Here is a 19,243-nt window from a genome sequence, read left to right on the forward strand (position 1 = left end):
TCAGGCGATGCGGAACGGGGTGAGGCCTCGAATCGGCCACTCGCCGTTGACGTCCGACGCGTCGCGCCCCTGCCGGACGAGGTAGTCGGCGAAGTCACGCTGCCGTTCCGCGTGCCAGCCGGCCTGATGGGTCATGATGTCGAGGGCCCGCAGATTCGGGAACTCCTGCGCCAGCGTCCGGGCGAGATGTGCGGCGGCGAGTGCGTCGGCCTCCGCCTCGTGGGCGTCCTCCAGCACGATGCCGTAGTGCTCGCACACCGCGCCGAGGGTGCGCCTGCCCTTCCGGTACCGGTCCATCTCGCGGTCGATGACGTAGGGGTCGACCACGATGCCGGTGACGAGTTCGGGCAGTCCGAGCCGCAGACCCTCGGTGTGCATGACGGTCAGGTCGTAGGAGGCATTGAACGCGACGACGGCGTGATCCCGGGTCCACGCGTCGTGCAGGGCGTCGCGGATCTCGCCGTACCCGGTGGCGTAGTCCTGCCCGTGGGCCCGGGCGTACTCCGTGGAGATGCCGTGCACGTCCGTCGCGCCCTGCGGGATGGGAACCTCGGGGTCGAGCAACCAGGTGCGCGACTCGAAGTGGTGAGCGTCGACGACGGCGATGCACGCGGAGACGATGCGGGCATCGGTGGGGTCGGGCCCCGTCGTCTCCAGATCGAACGCGCAGATCGGTCTGTCCGACCAGCTGGTCATGGGGGCCTCTCGGTGGTGATTCGGTGCGCGCCCAGTATCTGCCGCGGGACGCGCCGGATCCGGGACCGACACGGCGGGGATCCCAGGTTGTCGCGGCCGGTCGCCGGGGGTATCGTGTCCTGCGGTCTGCAGTTCGCCGAGGTCGTGAACTGGGTTATCTCGAGAGAGCGTTCTTTCGAGGGAAGAGTTGCGAGAGGGTAAGGAGGTGTGGCATCCGATGAGAAGCCAACCTCCCAGTACCAACTGAAACCGTTCCACCGGTAGGTGCGCGGTTTCACGGTCCGTGTTCCTCAGCGCCGTCCCGCGCTGCCCTTTTCCCTCGAAAGCCCCGTGCCATGCCTCAGTTGCGCCCGATCCGTTCCCTCCTGCCCAGCCGCTCCGCCGGTGTGTCCGACGCGGACGCCGGTCACGCCGTCACACGGCGCCCCGTCGAGCCGACGCCGGCGGAGGAGACGGTGGTCAACAGTGCCGTCTACCGCGACGGCCGGAAGACGGCCACCCCGGCCACGTTGTCGGAGGCGCTCGCGAGCCTGCCCGATGCGGCGTCGATGGCGTGGATCGGGATGTACCGGCCCAACGACGCCCAGTTGTATGCGGCGGCAAAGCAATTCGACCTGCACGAGCTGGCTGTCGAGGACGCCATCGTCGCTCACCAGCGGCCCAAGCTGGAGCGTTACGGCAAGACGCTGTTCGTGGTGCTCCGCGCCGCGCGGTACTGCGACGAGACCGAGCGCGTCGAATTCGGTGAGCTGCACGTCTTCTGCGGCCCGACGTTCGTGCTCACGGTCCGGCACAGCGAATCCCCCGACCTGTCGGCGGTCCGCAGGCGGATGGAGAGCAACCCGGACCTGCTCCGGCTCGGACCCGAGGCCGTGCTCTACGCCATCCTCGACGCCGTGGTCGACGGGTACGCGCCGGTGGTGGCCGGGCTGCAGAACGACATCGACGAGATCGAGACCGAGGTGTTCAGCGGGGCGCCCGGCGTGTCGCGGCGCATCTACGAACTCACCCGTGAGGTCATCGAATTCCAGAGGGCCACAAGGCCGCTGCTCGGAATGCTGCGCGGGTTGTCGCAGGGTTTCGAGAAGTACAACACCGACGAGGAGTTGCAGCGTTACCTGCGTGACGTCACCGACCACGCGACGGTCGTCGTGGAGCGGGCGGACGGGTTCCGTCAGCTGCTCGGGAACATCCTCACCGTCAACGCCACCCTGGTGTCGCAGGAGCAGAACGAGGAGATGCGCAACCTGACCCAGGCCAGCTACGCGCAGAACGAGGAGATCAAGAAGGTGTCGGCGTGGGCGGCGATCCTCTTCGCGCCCACCCTGATCGGAACCGTGTACGGCATGAACTTCGATCACATGCCCGAACTGCACTGGGTCGGGGGGTATCCGTTCGCGCTGTCGCTGATGATGCTCACCTGCGCCGGGCTGTACACGATCTTCAAACGCCGGGGCTGGTTGTGAGCGAGGCCGGCCGCGGGCGGGACCCGCGGCCGGCCTGCGCCCGCCGTCAGAGTTCGTCGACGCAGACGACGAATTTGCGTTCGGAGTATTCGTAGCCGTTGGACGACGTGCTGCACGAGTCCACGGACGTGGCGCCCTGCACGATCTCCGTCACCTTCACCCCGTCGACGGCCGTCGTGTCACCGCAGTCGATGCGCGCGGGATCCTCGCCACCGACGTCCATGCAGCCGCCGATCACCCAGTCCACGTCGAGGCAGATCGCGCCCTGCTCGATGCCGCCGAGGGTTTCGTAGTAGTACGAGTCGGCGTCGCTGACGCACTGGCTGTTCTTCGCGGCCTTCGCGATCACCTTGTAGTTCGAATCGGGGCTGCCGCACACCGCCTTGTCGATCTCGGCGTCGGTGACGGTGCCGCCGAGCTTCACGCATTCGCCGATCGCGACCTCGAAGTCGACGTCGCCGCCCGCGTCCTCGCCTTCCTGCCCGTCGATCACGGTGGTCGATTCGCTCGTCGAGGTTGCCGCGGAAGCACCCGATTCCGGCACCGCGGTGGGCGTCGTGTCCGAACCGCACCCCGCCACCAGAACTGCCGTCGCCGACAACGCGACGACCGCGGTACACACCCGCCGAACTAACCCTGTCATGTCTGACCCCTCCGTCGGGTGACGTCCCGCCACCCGTGCCTCTGAGATGACCGTTGCCACCTCGACCGTGTCCACCGCGATTGCCGTGTCGCGCATTATTTGATTACATCGCTGTCCGATTTGCCAATCGTGGTGACAGTATGGACGGGTGGACCTCCCCGTGATGCCCCCGTTACAGCCGATGCTCGCGAAGGCTGCGTCGTCCGTTCCGCCGCAACCGGAGTCCGGTCTCGCCTGGTCGTACGAGCCCAAATGGGACGGGTTCCGCACCCTCGTCTTCCGCGACGGCGACGAGGTGGTGCTCGGTTCCCGCGGCGGAAAAGACTTGGCCCGGTACTTTCCCGAACTCGTCCGCGCCGTGAAGGACGAACTGCCCGAGCGGTGCGTGGTGGACGGCGAACTCGTCGTCCCGCGCGACGTCGACGGCCGCACCCGCCTCGACTGGGAGTCGTTGTCGGAGCGCATCCATCCGGCCGAGAGCCGGGTGACGATGCTGTCGGAGAAGACGCCGGCCCAGTTCGTCGCGTTCGATCTGCTGGCGCTGGGCGACCGCGACCTGAGCAGGGAGGACTTCTCCGTGCGCCGCGCGCACCTCGTCGACACCGTCGGCGGCGGGCCCTCCTGCCACGTCACCGCAGCCACCGAATCCAGCGCGACGGCCACCGAGTGGTTCGAGGCGTTCGAGGGCGCCGGCCTCGACGGGGTGGTGGCGAAGAAACTGGTCGGCCCGTACCTGCCGAACAAGCGGGAGATGGTGAAGGTGAAGCACGCCCGCACCGCCGACTGCGTCGTCATCGGATACCGCCCGCACAAGAGTCAGCCGGGGGATCGGGTCGATGCTGCTCGGGCTGTACGACGGCGACCAGATGGCGATGGTCGGTGGGGCGTCGGCCTTCACGGCCGCGCGGCGGATCGAACTGCTCGCCGAACTCGACGAACTGCGCGTCGGCGACGACGTCGTCGCCGACGGGGCACCGACGCGGTGGCAGTCGGGCAACGACCGGACCTGGGTGCCGCTGCGCCCCGAACGCGTCGTCGAGGTGGCGTACGACCAGATGGAGGGTGCCCGGTTCCGGCACGCCGCGCGGTTCCTGCGCTGGCGCCCGGACCGGACGCCCGACGAGTGCACGTTCCAACAATTGGAGGTCCCGGTGCGATACGACCTTGCCGACGTCCTGGCCGGAGGTTCCTAGATGGCGAGTCCTGCCGAAGAACTCGACGTCGACGGCGTCGCCGTGCGGCTGTCGAGTCCCGACAAGATCTACTACCCGAAGCTCGGTGCCGACGGCGGCACGAAACGGCACCTGGTGGAGTACTACCGGACGGTGGCTCTGAACGGTGCGCTGCTGGGCGCCCTGCTCGATCGGCCGACGCACCTGCAACGGTTCCCGGACGGGGTCGAGGGCGAGGAGATCTACCAGAAGCGGGTGCCCGCGAAGCGCCCCGACCACGTCGACTCGTGCGAGGTCACGTTCCCGTCCGGCCGCACGGCGGACGTGCTCCGGGTGCGCAACGCCGCGAACATCGTGTGGGCGGCGAACCTCGGCAACATCACGTTCCACCCGTGGGCGGTGCGGTGCCCCGACGTCGATCACCCCGACGAACTGCGCATCGACCTGGACCCGCAGCCCGGCACCGGATTCGACGACGCCCGGGCGGTCGCGCTGGACGTGCTCCGGCCGCTGCTGGACGAACTCGGTCTGATCGGCTACCCCAAGACCTCGGGGGGCCGTGGCCTGCACGTGTACCTCCGCATCGAGCCGCGGTGGGACTTCGTCGAGGTGCGGCGGGCGGGCATCGCCCTGGCGCGGGAGGTCGAGCGGCGCAGCGGCGACCGGGCCACCACGTCCTGGTGGAAGGAGGAACGCGGCGAACGCATCTTCCTCGACTTCAACCAGAACGCCCGGGACAAGACGATCGCGTCCGCCTATTCGGCCCGCAAGACGCCGATCGCGACCGTGTCGACGCCGGTCACGTGGGAGGAACTCGTCGACGTCCACCCCGACGACTTCACGATCGCGACGGTGCCCGCGCTGCTCGAGAAACGCGGCGACCCGATGGCGACCATGGGTGACGTGGCGCACTCCCTCGACGTGCTGCTGGAAATGGCGGAACGGGACACCGCGAACGGCCTCGGCGATCTCCCGTACCCACCCAATTACCCCAAGATGCCGGGGGAACCCAAGCGGGTGCAACCGAGTCGGGACCGAGACCGCAAATAGCCGGCACTCACGTAGGCTCGGGACGGTCGGGTCGGGAACAATGTGAGGTCGCCATGGAACGTACGACGGTCGGAACTGCCGGAATCGTCCTCGGTGTCGTCGCGACGGCGCTCGGGACCCTGATGATCGCGCCGGCCACCGCGTCGGCCGTCTCCCTCTCCTGTGTGTCACCGCCGGGCCGGGGTGACACGACGGTCGTCGACCGCACCGCGTGCGGGGCCAACGCCGACACCAGCAGCAATTCGGCGGCGTTCGGCACCGACGGTGTCGGGTTCGCCGACGCGGCCCACGCGGGCGCGGCGCTCGGCGCCGGTCTGGGCGGTGGTGTCGGCGCGGCAGAGGCGCGCCGCGGCGCCGTCGCAGCGGTCGCGGTCGGGCCCGAGAGCGTCGCCATCGGAACGGTCGACAGCGTCGGCCCTGCGCTGGTGCTGGCCGGTCCCGGTGGGCAGGCGCTCGTCGCGGATCCGGCTAAAGGCGTGGTGTGCGCGGCCGGTCCCTCGCTGGCCATCAATTTCCTTGCAGGTCAAGCATGTCTGAGCGACGGAACAACTGTGTGGCGGCTTCCCTGAACGGCACCCCGGTCCGCGTCGTATGGTGACGGTAGTCACAATGGGCTGACGCACCTGCCGTAGGACTTACGGCAGCGAGATCGGAGGTGGTCGATGACGACCAGCGTTCGAGTTTCCAGGCCCGCGTCCGTGCCACGGACGGAACTGCACGTCGATCCGCGGTTCCTGCCGCTCGCCGACCGATTCTTCGCGATGTACCGGCAGCCTCAGCACGGCGGCGGCGCGCTCACCGCGTACTTCCGGGGCGAGAAGGTCCTCGACATCTGGGCGGGCTGGGCCGACCGCGACCGCCGGTGGGACCGCGACACCGTCGCATTGTCCTTCTCGACCGGAAAAGGCGTGGCCAGCACCGTCGTCCACCGGCTCGCCGAACGCCGGCTGATCGACTACGACGCGCCCGTGGCCCGCTACTGGCCCGAATTCGGTGCGGCGGGCAAGGACGACATCACCGTCCGCGACGTCCTCACCCACCGGGCCGGACTGCACAAGGTCCGGGGGCTGATGCGGAGCCCGCTCGATCTCCTCGAGTACGACGCCGTCGTGGAGGCCCTCGCCGCGGCCCCGGCGGATCCGCGCAGGCTGCGCGGCCCCGGGTATCACGCCGTCACCTACGGGTGGCTGGTGGCCGAACTGATCGCCCGCGTCACCGGAAAACCGTTCGTCCAGGTCGTGCAGGACGAAATCGCGGGACCACTCGGTGTCGACGACTTCTGGTATCAGGTTCCCGGACAGCACCGTCCACGGATCGCGAAACTGTTCCCGCACATCAACCCGGCCGGACTCAACTGGGAACTCACCTCGAACGTGCTCTCGCTCGTCGGCCCCACCCGCGGGCTCGCCGAGGCGGCGATGCCGCAGGGATTCGACACGCTGGTGCGGAACCCCGCGGTGCACGACGCGGTGATGCCCGGCTGGAACGGTGTGTTCAGCGCGCGGGCGCTCGCGCGGATGTACGGCGCCATCGCCAACGGGGGCAAGCTGGACGGACGCCGATTCCTGCGCAAATCCACCATCGCGCAGATGTCGGAGGTGCAGACCGGCGACCGCGACTACGTCCTCGGTATCCGGCCGCTGTGGTCGCTCGGCTACCACCGGCCGATCCTCCTGTCCCGGGAACAACCGCGGAACGCGATCGGGCACTACGGGGTCGGCGGGTCCGGCGCCTACGCGGACCTCGACAGCGGGCTGTCCCTGGGGTTCGTCACCAACCGCCTCGGCAGTTCCCTCACGGCTCTCGGTGATCTTCGTCTGGCCCGGCTCGGTGTCGAGGCACAGGCGATCGTCCGGAACGGCAAGTAACCCACGAAAGGAATCCTGATGAGTGATCACGTGTACCGAGTTGTCGAGGTCGTCGGCTCGTCGAGCGACAGCACCGATCAGGCCATCAAGAACGCCATCGCGCGGACCAACGAGACGGTGCGCAACGTCGAGTGGTTCGAGGTGGTCGAGACCAGGGGCCACGTCGAGAACGGCGCCATCGCGCACTACCAGGTCACGGTGAAGGTCGGATTCCGGGTGGAGCCGGGCGACGCGGTCTGACCCCGCGCACGGTTCTCGCGCAAAAGTGGAACACGTTATAGTCTGGGGTCGTATCTCGACGTTGGACTGCGCGTACTCAGGTAGGGGAGAACCGTGGCATATGTGATCACGCAGCCGTGCTGCAACGACGCGTCGTGCGTGGACGTCTGTCCGGTCAACTGCATCCATCCCACACCGGACGAGAAGCCGTTCGCGAGCACGGAAATGCTGTACATCGACCCGGACACCTGCATCGACTGCGGGGCCTGCGTCGAGGAGTGCCCGGTGGAGGCCATCTACGCGGAGAACGACCTCGACGAGGTCGACGAGCCGTACCTCGACATCAACGCGCAGTACTACACCAAGCACCCGATCGGCCCCGACTGGCCCGAGCCGCTGAAGCTGCCGCAGATCGACGCCGCCCTCGGCACGCTCCACGTCGCGGTCGTCGGGTCGGGCCCGGCCGCGTGCTACGCCGCGATGGAACTGACCGCGAAGCCACGCGTCGAGGTCGACATCTTCGACCGTCTGCCCACCCCGTACGGGCTGGTGCGTGCGGGTGTCGCCCCGGATCATCCGGGCACCAAGGGCGTCACGGACCAGTTCCGTTCGGTGGTGGGTAAGCGGACGGTGCACTGCCACTTCAACGTGACCGTGGGCGCGGATGTGACCCACGAGGAACTGCTCGCGCACCACCACGCCGTCATCTACGCGGTCGGCGCGGCAGGCGACCGCGAACTGGGCATTCCCGGCGAGAATCTCGCCGGCAGTCACGCCGCCACCGAGTTCGTGGCCTGGTACAACGGTCATCCCGACTACGCCGACCGCACGTTCGATCTGTCGGGGGAGCGGGCCGTCATCGTCGGCAACGGCAACGTAGCACTCGACGTCGCCCGCATCCTCGTCACCGACCCCGAGATCCTGGCCACGACGGATCTCGCCGACCACGCCCTCGAGGCGCTGCGGGCGAGCAACATCCGCGAGGTCGTCATCCTCGGCCGCCGGGGCCCCGCCCAGGCCGCGTACACCAACCCCGAACTCCTGGCGCTCGGGCGCATGCCGAACGTCGACATCGTCGTCGACCCGGAGGAAGCCGTGCTCGACCCGGCGAGCCGCGCATTCGTCGACGGCGACGACGCAGAGCCGTGGCAGCGCCACAAGGTGCGCCAGGTCGAGGAGTTCGCCCGGCGCACCGCCGATCCGGCCAAGAAGCGGATCGTGCTGCGCTTCCTGACCTCGCCCGTGGAAATTCTGGGCACCGACGCCGTCGAATCGGTGCGCATCGCGAAGAACGAGATGGTCGCGGACGCGTCCGGCAGGCTCGGCGCCAAACCGTCCGACGACACCTCGACGCTCGACACCGGCCTGGTGCTGCGCTCGATCGGCTACCGCGGGCAGCCGGTGGCCGGCATCCCGTTCGACGACCGGCGCGGCGTCATCCCCAACGAGAACGGGCGGGTGATCGACCCGGAGACCGGAGCACCGGTACCCGGCGTGTACGTCGCGGGGTGGATCAAGCGCGGTCCGACGGGTGTGATCGGCACCAACAAGTACTGCTCCGCGGAGACGGTCAGGATGCTCATCGACGACTTCTCCGCCGGCCGGCTCGACGCGCCCGCCGACCGTGAGGGTCTCGACCGGCTGATCGCCGAGCGTGTCCCGGACGCCGTCGACTTCCAGGGCTGGCAGCGGATCGACAAGACCGAGCGCGCCGCGGGCAGGGCGGCGGGCCGCACCCGCACGAAGCTGATCACCATCGAAAGCATGCTCGCCGCCGCCCGCGCCGAGACCTGATCGTGAGCGCTTCTTGACCACTCGGTGACACCGACCGCCCGCAGGCCGCGGAGCGGCAACGATTGCGGGCAAATTGCTCGCGGCCGGATGATGTGTGTTAATGGCAGTGCGCGATTGATAGGTCCGTCGGGGACGCGCGTTGTACACGTCGTCGAACGAGAGTGGTCATATGGGCAAGTCAGGAATCTGGTCGTCACGCGTCGCTGTCGCACTGACCGGGGCCGTCGTCTCCGGAACTGCGCTGGTCGGGGCCGCACAGGCCGCGCCGCTCTTTCCCGGTGGACCGGAGATTCCCAGTCTTCCCACCCTGCCCGGCGTGCCCGGCGCGCCGCAGCTCCCGCTGCCCGAACCGGCGCCGGCGCCTGCGAACTTCTCGGCCCCGTCCCTCAACCCGGGTGCGGGCGAGGTCGTGGGTGTCGCGCAACCGGTGATCATCCGCTTCAACGAGGCCATCGGCGACCGCGCCGCCGCCGAGAAGGCCATCAAGGTCACCACAAGCCAGCCGGTCGAGGGCGGCTTCTACTGGATCAACGACAGCCAGGTGCGGTGGAAGCCCACCGAGTTCTGGCCCGCGAACACCGAGGTCACCGTGGACGCCGGCGACTCGCACTCGACGTTCACCATCGGTGACGCGTTCGTCGCGACCGCCGACGACAACACCAAGCAGATCACCGTCACCCGCAACGGCGAAGTGGTCAAGACCATGCCGACGTCGATGGGCAAGGTCGATCACGAGACGCCGAACGGCACGTACATCATCGGCGACAAGTTCCGTGACATGTACATGGACTCCTCCACGTACGGGGTCCCGGTCGACTCCGCCGAGGGCTACCGCACGTACGTCGAGTACGCCACCCGCATGTCGTACAGCGGCATCTTCGTCCACGCCGCGCCGTGGTCGGTGGACGCTCAGGGCAACACGAACGTCAGTCACGGCTGCCTCAACGTCAGCACCGAGGACGCCAAGTGGTTCTACGAGAACTCGAAGAAGGGTGACGCCGTCGTCGTGCAGAACACCGCGGGCGGCACGCTGAACGGCTCCGACGGTCTCGGCGACTGGAACCGCTGACTCTGCTCCGACCACGTCTTCCCGTAGCCCGCACAGTTCAATGTGCGGGCTACGGCAATTTACCGGCTATTCGTCATCGGTCGTCAGACTGCCGCAGTGAGATCTGGTCCGGAACGAACCCTGCCGTCGCCGGGAAAGCAGGGGTTCCTCGGGCGTCCGTGGCGGGACTACGCGCTGTTCGCGGCGCTGGTGGGCCCCAATCTGGTTCTGCTCGTCCTGTTCACCTACCGCCCGCTGGTCGACAACATCCGGCTGTCGTTCTTCGACTGGAACATCGCCGATCCCGCCGCCACGTTCGTCGGCCTGGGCAACTACCGCGAGTGGTGGGGCCGCCCCGACACCTGGCAGATCGTCGGCAATACCGTCGTGTTCACGGCCGCGACCGTGGTGGGATCGATGGTCGCCGGTCTCGCGCTCGCCGTGCTGCTGGACCGTAAGCTGCACGGGCGCAATCTTGTTCGCTCGGCGATCTTCGCGCCGTTCGTCATCTCCGGCGCCGCGATCGGGGTGGCGTTCCAATTCGTGTTCGACCCGCGGTTCGGGCTGATCCAGGACCTCCTGCACCGCGTCGGGGTCGACTCCGTGCCCGACTTTTACCAGGATCCGCACTGGGCGCTGGTCATGGTCACGGTCACCTACGTGTGGAAGAACCTCGGCTACACGTTCGTGATCTACCTTGCGGCACTGCAGGGTACGCGGCGTGAACTGGCGGAGGCCGCGGAGATCGACGGGGCGAGCGGGTGGACGACGTTCCGCCGGGTCGTTCTCCCGCAGTTGCGTCCGACCACCTACTTCCTCTCGATCACGGTGATGCTGGGCTCGCTTCAGGTGTTCGACATCATCAACGTGATGACCAGGGGCGGTCCGCTCGGCACCGGCACCACCACGATGGTCTACCAGGTCTACAACGAGTCGTTCCGCAACTTCCGGGCCGGGTACGGCGCCACCGTCGCCACGATCATGTTCCTGGTGCTGCTCGGAATCACCGTCTACCAGGTGCGGATCATGGATCGCGGGGACGGCCGGTGACCGCGGGAGCCGTGCGCGAGCGGCGCGGCACGGAGGCACCGCCGGCGGCGGACGCGGCCCGCGATCATCGCCGGCGGGAAGCGCTCGTGACGGCGCTGGGCTACGCCGCGATGGTGGCCGTGCTGGTGACGGTGGCCCTGCCGCTGTACTGGATCGTGATGACGTCGTTCAAGGATCGCCCCGACATCTACACCCTTCCGGTCACGTGGTGGCCCGGGACCTTTCACCCCGAGAACTATGCGGAGGCCACCACGTCGGTGCCGTTCCGGACGTTCCTGCGCAACTCGGTGATCATCACCGGAGTGCTGTCCGCCGTGAAGTTCACACTCGGCGTCCTCAGCGCCTACGGTCTGGTGTTCCTGCGGTTCCCCGGCAAGAACGTCGTATTCCTCGGAATCATCGCCGCGTTGATGGTGCCCAACCAGATCACCGTCATCTCGAATTACGCCCTCGTCGCCGAATGGGGTTGGCGGAACAGTTTCCACGGCATCATCGTTCCGCTCGCGGGCGTCGCGTTCGGAACGTTCCTGATGCGCAACCACTTCCTGTCGATACCCACCGAGATCATCGAGGCCGCCCGGATGGACGGCGCCGGCCACTTCCGGCTGCTGTGGCGGGTGGTTCTACCGGTGTCCGGCCCCACCATGGTGGCGTTCGCGATCATCACCGTCGTCACCGAATGGAACGAGTACCTGTGGCCGTTCCTGATGGCCGACGACGCATCCGTCGCGCCGCTGCCGATCGGGCTGACCCAACTGCAGAACAACGACGGGCTCACCGACTGGGGTCCGGTCATGGCGGGGACGGTGCTCACGATGCTGCCGATCCTCGCGGTCTTCCTTGTGCTGCAACGGCACATGATCAAGGGCCTCACGTCGGGTGCGGTCAAGGGATAGCGGACACGAGGAGAGACATGAATCGGATGAATCGCCGGGGATTCCTCGGACTCGCGGGCGCGGCGGCAGCCGGCGCCGCGCTCACGGCCTGCGCGGGCTCGGGTTCGGGCTCGTCGGCGGCGTCCGGGGCGGCGGGGAACCCGAACACCATCACGTTCTGGTCCAACCACCCGGGCAAGTCCCAAGACGTCGAACGTGAACTGATCAACCGCTTCCAGGCGACGCACCCCGGCCTCACCGTCGACCTCGTGGACGCCGGGAAGAACTACGAGGAGGTGTCGCAGAAGTTCAACGCGGCGCTGTCGGGCGGCGCACTGCCCGACGTCGTGGTGCTGTCCGACGTGTGGTGGTTCAACTACGCCCTGACCGGTGCCGTCGAACCGCTCGACGGACTGTTCGGTGAGGTGGGGGTCGACACCTCCGATTACGTCGACTCGCTGCTCGCCGACTACCTGTTCCAGGGGAAGCACTACGCCCTCCCGTACGCGCGGTCGACGCCGCTGTTCTACTACAACAAGCAGGTCTGGGCGCAGGCCGGCCTGCCCGACCGCGGTCCCGCCACCTGGCGGGAGTTCGACGAATGGGGTCCCGAACTGCAGCGGGTGATCGGCGGCGGCAAGCTGGCCCACGGCTGGGGCGACGCCAAGAACTACCTCGGCTGGACGTTCGAGGGACCGGTCTGGACGTTCGGCGGGGCGTACTCGGACCAGTGGGACCTGAAGTTCGGCGACGAGAAGACACTCGCCGCGGGCACCTTCCTGAAGGACATGATCCACACGAAGAAATACGCGGCCGTGTCGAGCGACATCGCCAACGAGTTCGGGGCGGGCATCCTCGCGTCGACGATCGCCTCGACCGGCGACCTGTCGGGGATCACCACGTCGGCCGCGTTCGACTTCGGCACCGCCTTCCTCCCCGCGTCGGGCGCGCCGGGCTGCCCGACCGGCGGCGCGGGTCTCGCGATTCCGGCGCGAATCTCCGACGAGCGGAAGACGAACGCGCTCACGTTCATCGACTTCGTGACCAACGGCGAGAACACCGCGTACTTCTCGCAGAACGTCGGGTACATGCCAGTCCGCAAATCCGCGGTCGAGGACCCGGGCATGAAGGCGTACCTGGACGCGAACCCCAACGCGCGCACCGCCGTCGACCAACTCGCGAAGACCCGATCGCAGGACTACGCCCGGGTGTTCGTGCCCGGCGGCGACCAGATCATCGGCACCGGACTGGAACAGATCGCCTTGCAGAACGCGGACGTGGCAACGACCTTCGCCGGTGTCGGGGAGCAACTCCAGCAGATCGTCGACCGCCAGATCACCCCCAAACTGCCCCAGTAGGAGGAGAAGGTACATCCATGGCCAACGTGCAGTTCGCGGGTGTCACCCACCGCTATTCCGGAGCCGACCGACCCGCGGTCGATCGGCTGGACCTCGATATCGAGGACGGCGAGTTCCTCGTCCTCGTGGGTCCGTCCGGGTGCGGTAAGTCGACGAGCCTGCGGATGCTGGCCGGCCTCGAAGCCGTCGAGGCCGGCCGCATCGAGATCGGCGGCGCCGACGTCACCGCGCTGCCGCCCCGGGCGCGGGACGTGGCCATGGTGTTCCAGAGTTACGCGCTGTACCCGAACATGACCGTCGCCGACAACATGGGGTTCGCGCTCCGCAACGCCGGCGTCGGAAAGGCGGAACGCACCGCGCGGGTGCTGGAAGCGGCGCGGATGCTCGAACTCGAACCGCTGCTCGGTCGCAAACCGGCGAAACTGTCCGGCGGGCAACGTCAACGGGTCGCGATGGGCCGCGCCATCGTGCGGCACCCCAAGGTGTTCTGCATGGACGAACCGCTGAGCAACCTCGACGCCACACTGCGGGTGAGCACCCGCTCGCAGATCGCGGGGCTGCAGCGCAGGCTCGGCACGACCACCGTGTACGTCACCCACGACCAGGTGGAGGCCATGACGATGGGCGACCGGGTGGCGGTCATGCAGGCCGGCCGCCTCCAGCAGGTCGCCCGGCCACGCGATCTGTACGACAACCCGGTCAACACGTTCGTCGCCGGGTTCATCGGCTCCCCGGGCATGAACCTCATGGACACCCCGATCCGGGACGGTGTCGCCGAACTGGGCGACCTGCGTATTCCCGTGCCGCACTCGGTGATCGGGGACGGCTCCGTGATCGTCGGAGTGCGCCCGGAGTCGTGGACGCTCGTCGGGTCGTGGCGCAAGGACTCGTACACCGTCGAGACCGACCTTCTCGAGGAACTCGGTGCCGAGTCGTTCGTGTACGCGTCCGGCACGTCCGGGAAGGTGGTGGTGCGGGTCGACCGCACCCGCACCGTCACCGCGGGGGAGAGGTTGCACCTGCAGCCGAAGCCCGGCGAGGTGTACTTCTTCTCCGCGGCGACGGGCGACCGTCTGCGGTAACCGCGCTACCAGATCTTGACGCGCTCCTCCGGATCCAGATACAGGGCGTCACCCGGCTGGACGTCGAACGCGTCGTGGAACGTGTCCAGGTTGCGGATCACGCCGTTGCAGCGGAACTCCGGCGGCGAGTGCGGGTCGACGGCCAGCCGGCGGAGCGCCTCCGCGTCCCGGGCCTTGGTGCGCCACACCTGCGCCCAGCCGAAGAACACCCGCTGGATCCCGGTCAGGCCGTCGAGGACCTCCGGCTCGGACCCGTCCGTCGCGATCCGGTACGCGGCGATGGCGATGGACAGGCCACCGAGGTCGCCGATGTTCTCCCCGATCGTGAACTCGCCGTTCACCGTGTGCCCGGGCAGCGCCTTCGGCTCGAACGCGTTGTACTGCTCGATCAGCGCCTTCGTGCGCTTGCCGAACTCGGTCCGGTCGTCGTCGGTCCACCAGTCGATCATGTTGCCGTCGCCGTCGTACTTGGCGCCCTGATCGTCGAAGCCGTGGCCGATCTCGTGACCGATGACCGCACCGATCCCACCGTAGTTGGCGGCGTCGTCGGCCGCGGCGTCGAAGAACGGCGGCTGCAGAATGGCTGCGGGGAAGACGATTTCGTTCATGCCCGGGTTGTAGTAGGCGTTGACCGTCTGCGGCGTCATGAACCACTCGTCCCGGTCGACCGGGCCACCGAGCTTCGCGAGATCGCGGTCGTACTCCGCCGCGTAGCCGCTGCGGTAGTTGCCGACCAGGTCGTCGCGGGAGATGGTGACGGCCGAGTAGTCCCGCCACTTGTCGGGGTACCCGATCTTCGGCGTGAACTTCTCCAGCTTGCGGAGCGCGGCCTGCCGAGTCTGCGGGCTCATCCAGTCCAGGTCGGAGATGTTGCGCCGGTACGCCTCCTGCAGGTTCGCGACGAGTTCCTGCATGCGGGCCTTCGCGTCCGCCGGGAAGTGCCGCTCGACGTACAGCTTGCCGACGGCCTCGCCCAGCAGATCCTGGACCAGGGACACGCCGCGCTTCCAGCGCTCACGAATCTCCTCGGCGCCGGTCAGCGTCTTCCCGTAGAACGCGAAATTCTCCTCCACCAGCGCCTGCGTGAGATACGGGGCGCGGGAGCGGATGACGTTCCACGTCGCCCACGCCTTCCAGTCGTCGAAGTCCTCGGACGTCCACAGCCCGGTCAGGGTGGTGAGGTAGTCGGGCTGGCGGACCACGATCTCGGCGAACTGCTCCGACGTGCCGCCGAGCGCGCCGATCCACGAAGACCAGTCCAGGCCGGCGGGCAGCTGGTCGAGGGTGAGCAGGTTGTAGCTCAGCTCGGCGTCGCGGCGCTTCACGACGTCCCAATGGCCTGCCGCGATCTTCGTTTCCAGGGCGAACACCCGCTGCGCGTCGTAGTCGACACCGGCGAGGGCGAACATCTTCGCGATGTGTTCCACGTACGCCGCGCGGATCTCCGCGTGATCGTCCTGGCGGTAATACGACTCGTCGGGCAGCCCGATGCCGGCCTGGCTGAAGTGGACGAGGTAGCGCGCGGAGTTCTTGGCGTCCGTGTCGACGTAGTGACCGACGGCGCCGCCGACCCCCGTGCGCTGCAGGCGGCCGATGACGGCGGCGAGGGCGGAGCGGTCGGTGGCCGAGGCCACGTCGGCGAGTTCCCGGGCGATCGGTGCGAGCCCCGCCGCCTCCACGACATCCGCGTCCATGAAGCTGCCGTACAGGTCGCCGATGCGCTGCGCGTCGGTCCCCGGGGCCGCGCCGGAGTCCGCCGCCTCCTCGATGATGGTCTGGACGTCGACCTCGGCCTTGTCGTAGAGCGTGCGGAACGCGCCGTCGATCGCCCGGTCCGCGGGAATCTCGTAGTCGTCGATCCACTTGCCGTTCACGTGGACGAAGAGGTCGTCCTGGGCGCGGGTGTCGCGGTCGAGGTGGGTGAGGTCGATGCCGGAGCGCTGAGCCGTGGTCATGCGTTCCATCCTTACACCGTTCCGCGTCGACAGGTCCACCACTGCGCTCAGGGCGAAACACAGGACCGGGGAGCGGTCAGACGTCGATGCCGAGGTTGATCGCCGCGAGGTAGCCGTCCGACTGCGTGGCGACGGTCAGCAGGCCGGCGGCGTCGTAGATGCCGTCCGTGGCGTTGGTCACGTTGTTCTCCCGTCCGGTGTGGTCGGAGTACGGCGCCGTCGCGTACACCTCGTCGAGCAGTGCCTCGTCGAAGAACAGCTGGGTGGTGAGCACCGTCTTCTTGTCGATGTGCACCTTGAGATGGATGTGCGTGGTCCGGCCGGTGTACCAGCCGGGGAAGACGGTGGTGAACTGGGCGATGCCGTTCGCGTCCGTCGTCTGGGCGCCGCGAAGGTACATGCCGTCGTCCGTGGTGGTGGCCTCGCTGTCGCCGACGCTGTAGGACCCGTCGGACGTCTCACCCGAGCCGCCGGACATGTCGCCGCCGGGACCGCCTTGGCCCGCACCACCCGGACCACCCGGACCTCCGGCCGGGGGCTGGCCACCGTCGCCGGGCCCGCCTGCCGGCGGTGCTCCGGCGGGCGGGCCGTTGCCGCCGAGGTCCGCCGCCTTCGAGCCCGACTCGAAGCCGGAGTACACGCCGCCCGCGTCGCAGTGCCAGATCTCCACGACGGCGTTGCTCACGACCGCGGCGGAGCCGTCCGCGGAACAGTTCGTCAGGTCCTGCACCCGCAGTGCGAGCTGCAGGTTCGTTCCCGGCCGGTCTTCGCGGATGTCGCTGCGGATGGAGTCGACGTCGAACCAGTACGGTCCCTGCGTCTCCTCGACGGCCATCACGCACTGCGGCGCCTGGTCGAGCAGGGCCGTCACCGCGTCGGCGCTCGTCGCACTCGACGCGGCCGCGGTCGACGTGGCCGGCGCCGACGTGCCGCTGCTCCCGTTCCCGGTGCAGGCGGCGATGAGCCCACCCAGACTCACCGTTCCCCCGACCGCAAATGCGCGGCGGCGGCTGATGCGCAGCCGGCTCTTCTCGACGTCCTTGTTCACAATGGGTACCTCTCCATGATCGGGCTGTGCCTCGATCGTGGCGCACGAACCTGCGCGCGGCGTTCCGCCCGGCTGTGAACCCGCTGGGAACTCAGCCGCCGAGGCGGGCGTGCATCTCCCAGACGAGCACCTCGGCGCCGGAGTGGGAGGAGAGCTGCTGGCCACCGGAGGCGCTCAACCGGACGGCGTCGCCCTCGTACAGAGTGCCGACACCCTCCATCTCCGCGGTGCCCCGGGCGACGAACACGTGGAGGAACGGCGCTTCGGGAAGGGTCACCGGTGCGCCGGGGAAGAGTCGCGCGACGTGCAGCGCCGCGTGCTTGTTGTTGATCCGGATCGCCGAATTGTCCTTGTATTCCGGCATTCCGGACGCAACGGGCACCAGCCCGCCTGTGAGGATCTCGTCCTCGATCTCGAGTTGTTCGTAGCTTGGCGCGAGTCCGGGTTCGTCGGGTACCACCCACATCTGGACGAAATGCACCGGCTCGTGGTGCTGCTCGCCGGCGAGGCGCCAGCTGTCGTTCTTCTCGGAATGCATGATGCCCTTGCCTGCGCTCATGCGTTGCGCAAGGCCGGGATAGATGATGCCGGAGTGGCCGATCGAGTCCTGGTGGACGAGCGAGCCGCGCAGCACCCAGGTGACGATCTCCATGTCCTTGTGTGGATGGGTGTCGAATCCCTGACCGGGGAGCACGGTGTCGTCGTTGTTGACGAGGAGCAGTCCGTGGTGCGTGTTGTCGGGGTCGTAGTGCTGGCCGAAGGAGAACGAGTGCTTCGAATCCAACCAGGAAATCTTGGTTTTCAGCCGATCGCCGGCGCGATGAACGTAGACGTGAGGTGTGGTGACTGCTGGCATATCGGTCCTCCTTCGGGCGGTACCGGTCCAGAGTACGAGGTGCCGGCTGCGGGTACTCGCGAGACGGTGTCGATTGTGCATCGAATTCATCGCCCGCTCGTCGCGGTGAAGGTGTCCGCGTCGAACCCGAAATGATGTTGCGCAGTGCGGCATTGGGGGATTTGTGGGCCGTAAGATGCTGTTCGGCAACGGGTTTCGCCGTAGGTTCGAATTTGCGAAAGACGGCCGTCCAGTTCGTACCGCCACGAATGCCCGCTTCCGCCGGGCCCGCGGCGTACAGTTCGAATTGTGCGCCCAGGAGTCGCAGGTTGCGGCACGTCGCACCCGGCGGAAGGAGCGTGATGAAGGCGAATCCGGATCGACACGATCAGCTCCCCGAACACCAGCGGATCGCAGACCTCGTCGACGACATGGAAGACCGGCTGGCGGCCGAACGCGAGGCGAAGGGAATCGCCGGCAACGCGTCCGAGCGCGAGCAGGAGGAGCAGGTCGAGCCTGACGACCAGGCGCCCGAGTAGTGGTGCGGCTTCGCCGCCCGTGAGTACTTGTTAACGTCGGGCGGTTAACAAGTACTCACAGCTGGGTCACTCGAAGAAGCGGTACACGGCCTCGACGACTACCGCGGGACGCTCGCTGCCCTCGAGTTCGATCTGCCCCGCGACCGTCACCTGGACGCCGCCCTTGGGCAAGTCCTCGACGGACTGCAGCGTCGCGCTGAGCCGGACGCGTCCCTCGGCGGGCACGGGGCTGGTGAACCGGACCTTGTTCAGCCCGTAGTTGACGGCCATGGTCACGCTGTCGACGGTCAGGATCTCGTCCCACATGGGGATGATCAGCGACAACGTGAGGTACCCGTGGGCGATGGGACCGCCGAACGGGCTCTCGGCCCGGGCGCGTTCGGGGTCGACGTGGATCCACTGGTGGTCGTCGGTGGCGTCGGCGAACGTGTCGATCCGCTGCTGCGGGATGTCGATCCACGAGCTGGTGCCCAGCGGCGTGCCCTCGAGTGCGGCGAGGTCGGCGAGGGTGGCGACCCGGGTGGTGGTGGCGGTGGTGCTCATGT

Annotated in this window: 18 protein-coding genes and 1 pseudogene; 13 read left to right on the top strand and 6 right to left on the bottom strand. The window is 68.0% G+C overall.

Annotated elements, in window-relative coordinates:
• Complete coding sequence (locus tag ACFU5V_RS09600) at nt 1–696, bottom strand: 3'-5' exonuclease (RefSeq protein WP_378698694.1); 696 nt, start codon at nt 694–696, stop codon at nt 1–3.
• Nucleotides 697–1,031: 335 nt separating this feature from the next.
• Between ACFU5V_RS09600 and ACFU5V_RS09605 the strand changes: the two genes are divergently transcribed.
• Nucleotides 1,032–2,162 carry a magnesium and cobalt transport protein CorA gene (locus tag ACFU5V_RS09605; protein WP_378436478.1) on the top strand — a complete coding sequence of 377 codons (1,131 nt, stop codon included), beginning with the start codon at nt 1,032–1,034 and terminating at the stop codon, nt 2,160–2,162.
• Nucleotides 2,163–2,208: 46 nt separating this feature from the next.
• Here the strand turns inward: ACFU5V_RS09605 and ACFU5V_RS09610 are convergent, their stop codons facing one another.
• Complete coding sequence (locus ACFU5V_RS09610; RefSeq protein WP_378698696.1) at nt 2,209–2,901, bottom strand: hypothetical protein; 693 nt, start codon at nt 2,899–2,901, stop codon at nt 2,209–2,211.
• A 52-nt stretch (nt 2,902–2,953) separates the two neighbouring features.
• Here ACFU5V_RS09610 and ACFU5V_RS09615 point away from each other — a divergent pair.
• The 11 genes and pseudogenes from ACFU5V_RS09615 to ACFU5V_RS09665 all read left to right on the top strand — a co-directional run bounded on the left by ACFU5V_RS09615 (nt 2,954) and on the right by ACFU5V_RS09665 (nt 14,321).
• Nucleotides 2,954–3,998 (top strand): annotated as a pseudogene (locus ACFU5V_RS09615) (ATP-dependent DNA ligase).
• The gene (locus ACFU5V_RS09620) at nt 3,999–5,027 is read left to right on the top strand and encodes a DNA polymerase domain-containing protein (RefSeq protein ID WP_378698698.1); all 1,029 of its coding nucleotides are present in this window, start codon (nt 3,999–4,001) and stop codon (nt 5,025–5,027) included. It begins immediately after the preceding pseudogene.
• 53 nt (nt 5,028–5,080) lie between these two features.
• Nucleotides 5,081–5,596: a DUF6764 family protein gene (locus tag ACFU5V_RS09625; protein ID WP_378698700.1), complete on the top strand. Its 516-nt coding sequence runs from the start codon at nt 5,081–5,083 to the stop codon at nt 5,594–5,596.
• Between the two features lie 93 nt (nt 5,597–5,689).
• Nucleotides 5,690–6,895 carry a serine hydrolase domain-containing protein gene (locus ACFU5V_RS09630; RefSeq protein WP_378698702.1) on the top strand — a complete coding sequence of 402 codons (1,206 nt, stop codon included), beginning with the start codon at nt 5,690–5,692 and terminating at the stop codon, nt 6,893–6,895.
• A gap of 18 nt (nt 6,896–6,913) precedes the next feature.
• The gene (locus ACFU5V_RS09635; RefSeq protein WP_378434977.1) at nt 6,914–7,135 is read left to right on the top strand and encodes a dodecin; all 222 of its coding nucleotides are present in this window, start codon (nt 6,914–6,916) and stop codon (nt 7,133–7,135) included.
• 93 nt (nt 7,136–7,228) lie between these two features.
• The gene (locus ACFU5V_RS09640; RefSeq protein ID WP_378698704.1) at nt 7,229–8,908 is read left to right on the top strand and encodes an FAD-dependent oxidoreductase; all 1,680 of its coding nucleotides are present in this window, start codon (nt 7,229–7,231) and stop codon (nt 8,906–8,908) included.
• Nucleotides 8,909–9,077: 169 nt separating this feature from the next.
• Nucleotides 9,078–9,977: an Ig-like domain-containing protein gene (locus tag ACFU5V_RS09645; protein WP_378698706.1), complete on the top strand. Its 900-nt coding sequence runs from the start codon at nt 9,078–9,080 to the stop codon at nt 9,975–9,977.
• A gap of 120 nt (nt 9,978–10,097) precedes the next feature.
• Complete coding sequence (locus tag ACFU5V_RS09650) at nt 10,098–11,006, top strand: carbohydrate ABC transporter permease (protein ID WP_378699073.1); 909 nt, start codon at nt 10,098–10,100, stop codon at nt 11,004–11,006.
• Nucleotides 11,003–11,902, top strand: coding sequence for a carbohydrate ABC transporter permease (locus ACFU5V_RS09655; protein WP_378698708.1), 900 nt, complete (start codon nt 11,003–11,005; stop codon nt 11,900–11,902). Before ACFU5V_RS09650 ends, ACFU5V_RS09655 begins: the two co-directional genes overlap by 4 nt.
• A gap of 17 nt (nt 11,903–11,919) precedes the next feature.
• Nucleotides 11,920–13,239, top strand: coding sequence for an ABC transporter substrate-binding protein (locus tag ACFU5V_RS09660; protein WP_378698709.1), 1,320 nt, complete (start codon nt 11,920–11,922; stop codon nt 13,237–13,239).
• A gap of 17 nt (nt 13,240–13,256) precedes the next feature.
• The gene (locus ACFU5V_RS09665; protein ID WP_378434987.1) at nt 13,257–14,321 is read left to right on the top strand and encodes an ABC transporter ATP-binding protein; all 1,065 of its coding nucleotides are present in this window, start codon (nt 13,257–13,259) and stop codon (nt 14,319–14,321) included.
• Between the two features lie 5 nt (nt 14,322–14,326).
• Here the strand turns inward: ACFU5V_RS09665 and ACFU5V_RS09670 are convergent, their stop codons facing one another.
• The 3 genes from ACFU5V_RS09670 to ACFU5V_RS09680 form a co-directional block, all read right to left on the bottom strand.
• Nucleotides 14,327–16,276 (bottom strand): M13 family metallopeptidase, encoded by a 1,950-nt coding sequence (locus ACFU5V_RS09670; RefSeq protein WP_378434988.1) that lies wholly within the window; start codon nt 16,274–16,276, stop codon nt 14,327–14,329.
• Nucleotides 16,277–16,352: 76 nt separating this feature from the next.
• Nucleotides 16,353–17,324 carry a protocatechuate dioxygenase gene (locus tag ACFU5V_RS09675; protein ID WP_378698710.1) on the bottom strand — a complete coding sequence of 324 codons (972 nt, stop codon included), beginning with the start codon at nt 17,322–17,324 and terminating at the stop codon, nt 16,353–16,355.
• A 91-nt stretch (nt 17,325–17,415) separates the two neighbouring features.
• Nucleotides 17,416–18,180: a pirin family protein gene (locus tag ACFU5V_RS09680; protein WP_378434992.1), complete on the bottom strand. Its 765-nt coding sequence runs from the start codon at nt 18,178–18,180 to the stop codon at nt 17,416–17,418.
• A 341-nt stretch (nt 18,181–18,521) separates the two neighbouring features.
• On the opposite strand from ACFU5V_RS09680, the gene ACFU5V_RS09685 reads away from it, so the two are divergent.
• Nucleotides 18,522–18,698 (top strand): hypothetical protein, encoded by a 177-nt coding sequence (locus tag ACFU5V_RS09685; protein ID WP_378434994.1) that lies wholly within the window; start codon nt 18,522–18,524, stop codon nt 18,696–18,698.
• Nucleotides 18,699–18,764: 66 nt separating this feature from the next.
• On the opposite strand, the gene couM is transcribed toward ACFU5V_RS09685, so the two are convergent.
• Nucleotides 18,765–19,241, bottom strand: a complete 477-nt coding sequence (gene couM / locus ACFU5V_RS09690) for a p-hydroxycinnamoyl-CoA hydratase (protein WP_378434996.1) — start codon at nt 19,239–19,241, stop codon at nt 18,765–18,767.
• Nucleotides 19,242–19,243: the final 2 nt, after the last annotated feature.

This window comes from Rhodococcus sp. NPDC057529 (assembly GCF_042802055.1).
GTDB lineage: Bacteria > Actinomycetota > Actinomycetes > Mycobacteriales > Mycobacteriaceae > Rhodococcus_F.

Coding starts and splice junctions, on each gene's coding strand:
- couM (WP_378434996.1), bottom strand. CDS start 19,241: ATGAGCACCACCGCCACCACCACCCGGGTCGCCACCCTCGCCGACCTC.
- ACFU5V_RS09630 (WP_378698702.1), top strand. CDS start 5,690: ATGACGACCAGCGTTCGAGTTTCCAGGCCCGCGTCCGTGCCACGGACG.
- ACFU5V_RS09635 (WP_378434977.1), top strand. CDS start 6,914: ATGAGTGATCACGTGTACCGAGTTGTCGAGGTCGTCGGCTCGTCGAGC.
- ACFU5V_RS09625 (WP_378698700.1), top strand. CDS start 5,081: ATGGAACGTACGACGGTCGGAACTGCCGGAATCGTCCTCGGTGTCGTC.
- ACFU5V_RS09670 (WP_378434988.1), bottom strand. CDS start 16,276: ATGACCACGGCTCAGCGCTCCGGCATCGACCTCACCCACCTCGACCGC.
- ACFU5V_RS09680 (WP_378434992.1), bottom strand. CDS start 18,180: ATGCCAGCAGTCACCACACCTCACGTCTACGTTCATCGCGCCGGCGAT.
- ACFU5V_RS09665 (WP_378434987.1), top strand. CDS start 13,257: ATGGCCAACGTGCAGTTCGCGGGTGTCACCCACCGCTATTCCGGAGCC.
- ACFU5V_RS09645 (WP_378698706.1), top strand. CDS start 9,078: ATGGGCAAGTCAGGAATCTGGTCGTCACGCGTCGCTGTCGCACTGACC.
- ACFU5V_RS09685 (WP_378434994.1), top strand. CDS start 18,522: ATGAAGGCGAATCCGGATCGACACGATCAGCTCCCCGAACACCAGCGG.
- ACFU5V_RS09620 (WP_378698698.1), top strand. CDS start 3,999: ATGGCGAGTCCTGCCGAAGAACTCGACGTCGACGGCGTCGCCGTGCGG.
- ACFU5V_RS09610 (WP_378698696.1), bottom strand. CDS start 2,901: ATGCGCGACACGGCAATCGCGGTGGACACGGTCGAGGTGGCAACGGTC.
- ACFU5V_RS09660 (WP_378698709.1), top strand. CDS start 11,920: ATGAATCGGATGAATCGCCGGGGATTCCTCGGACTCGCGGGCGCGGCG.
- ACFU5V_RS09605 (WP_378436478.1), top strand. CDS start 1,032: ATGCCTCAGTTGCGCCCGATCCGTTCCCTCCTGCCCAGCCGCTCCGCC.
- ACFU5V_RS09600 (WP_378698694.1), bottom strand. CDS start 696: ATGACCAGCTGGTCGGACAGACCGATCTGCGCGTTCGATCTGGAGACG.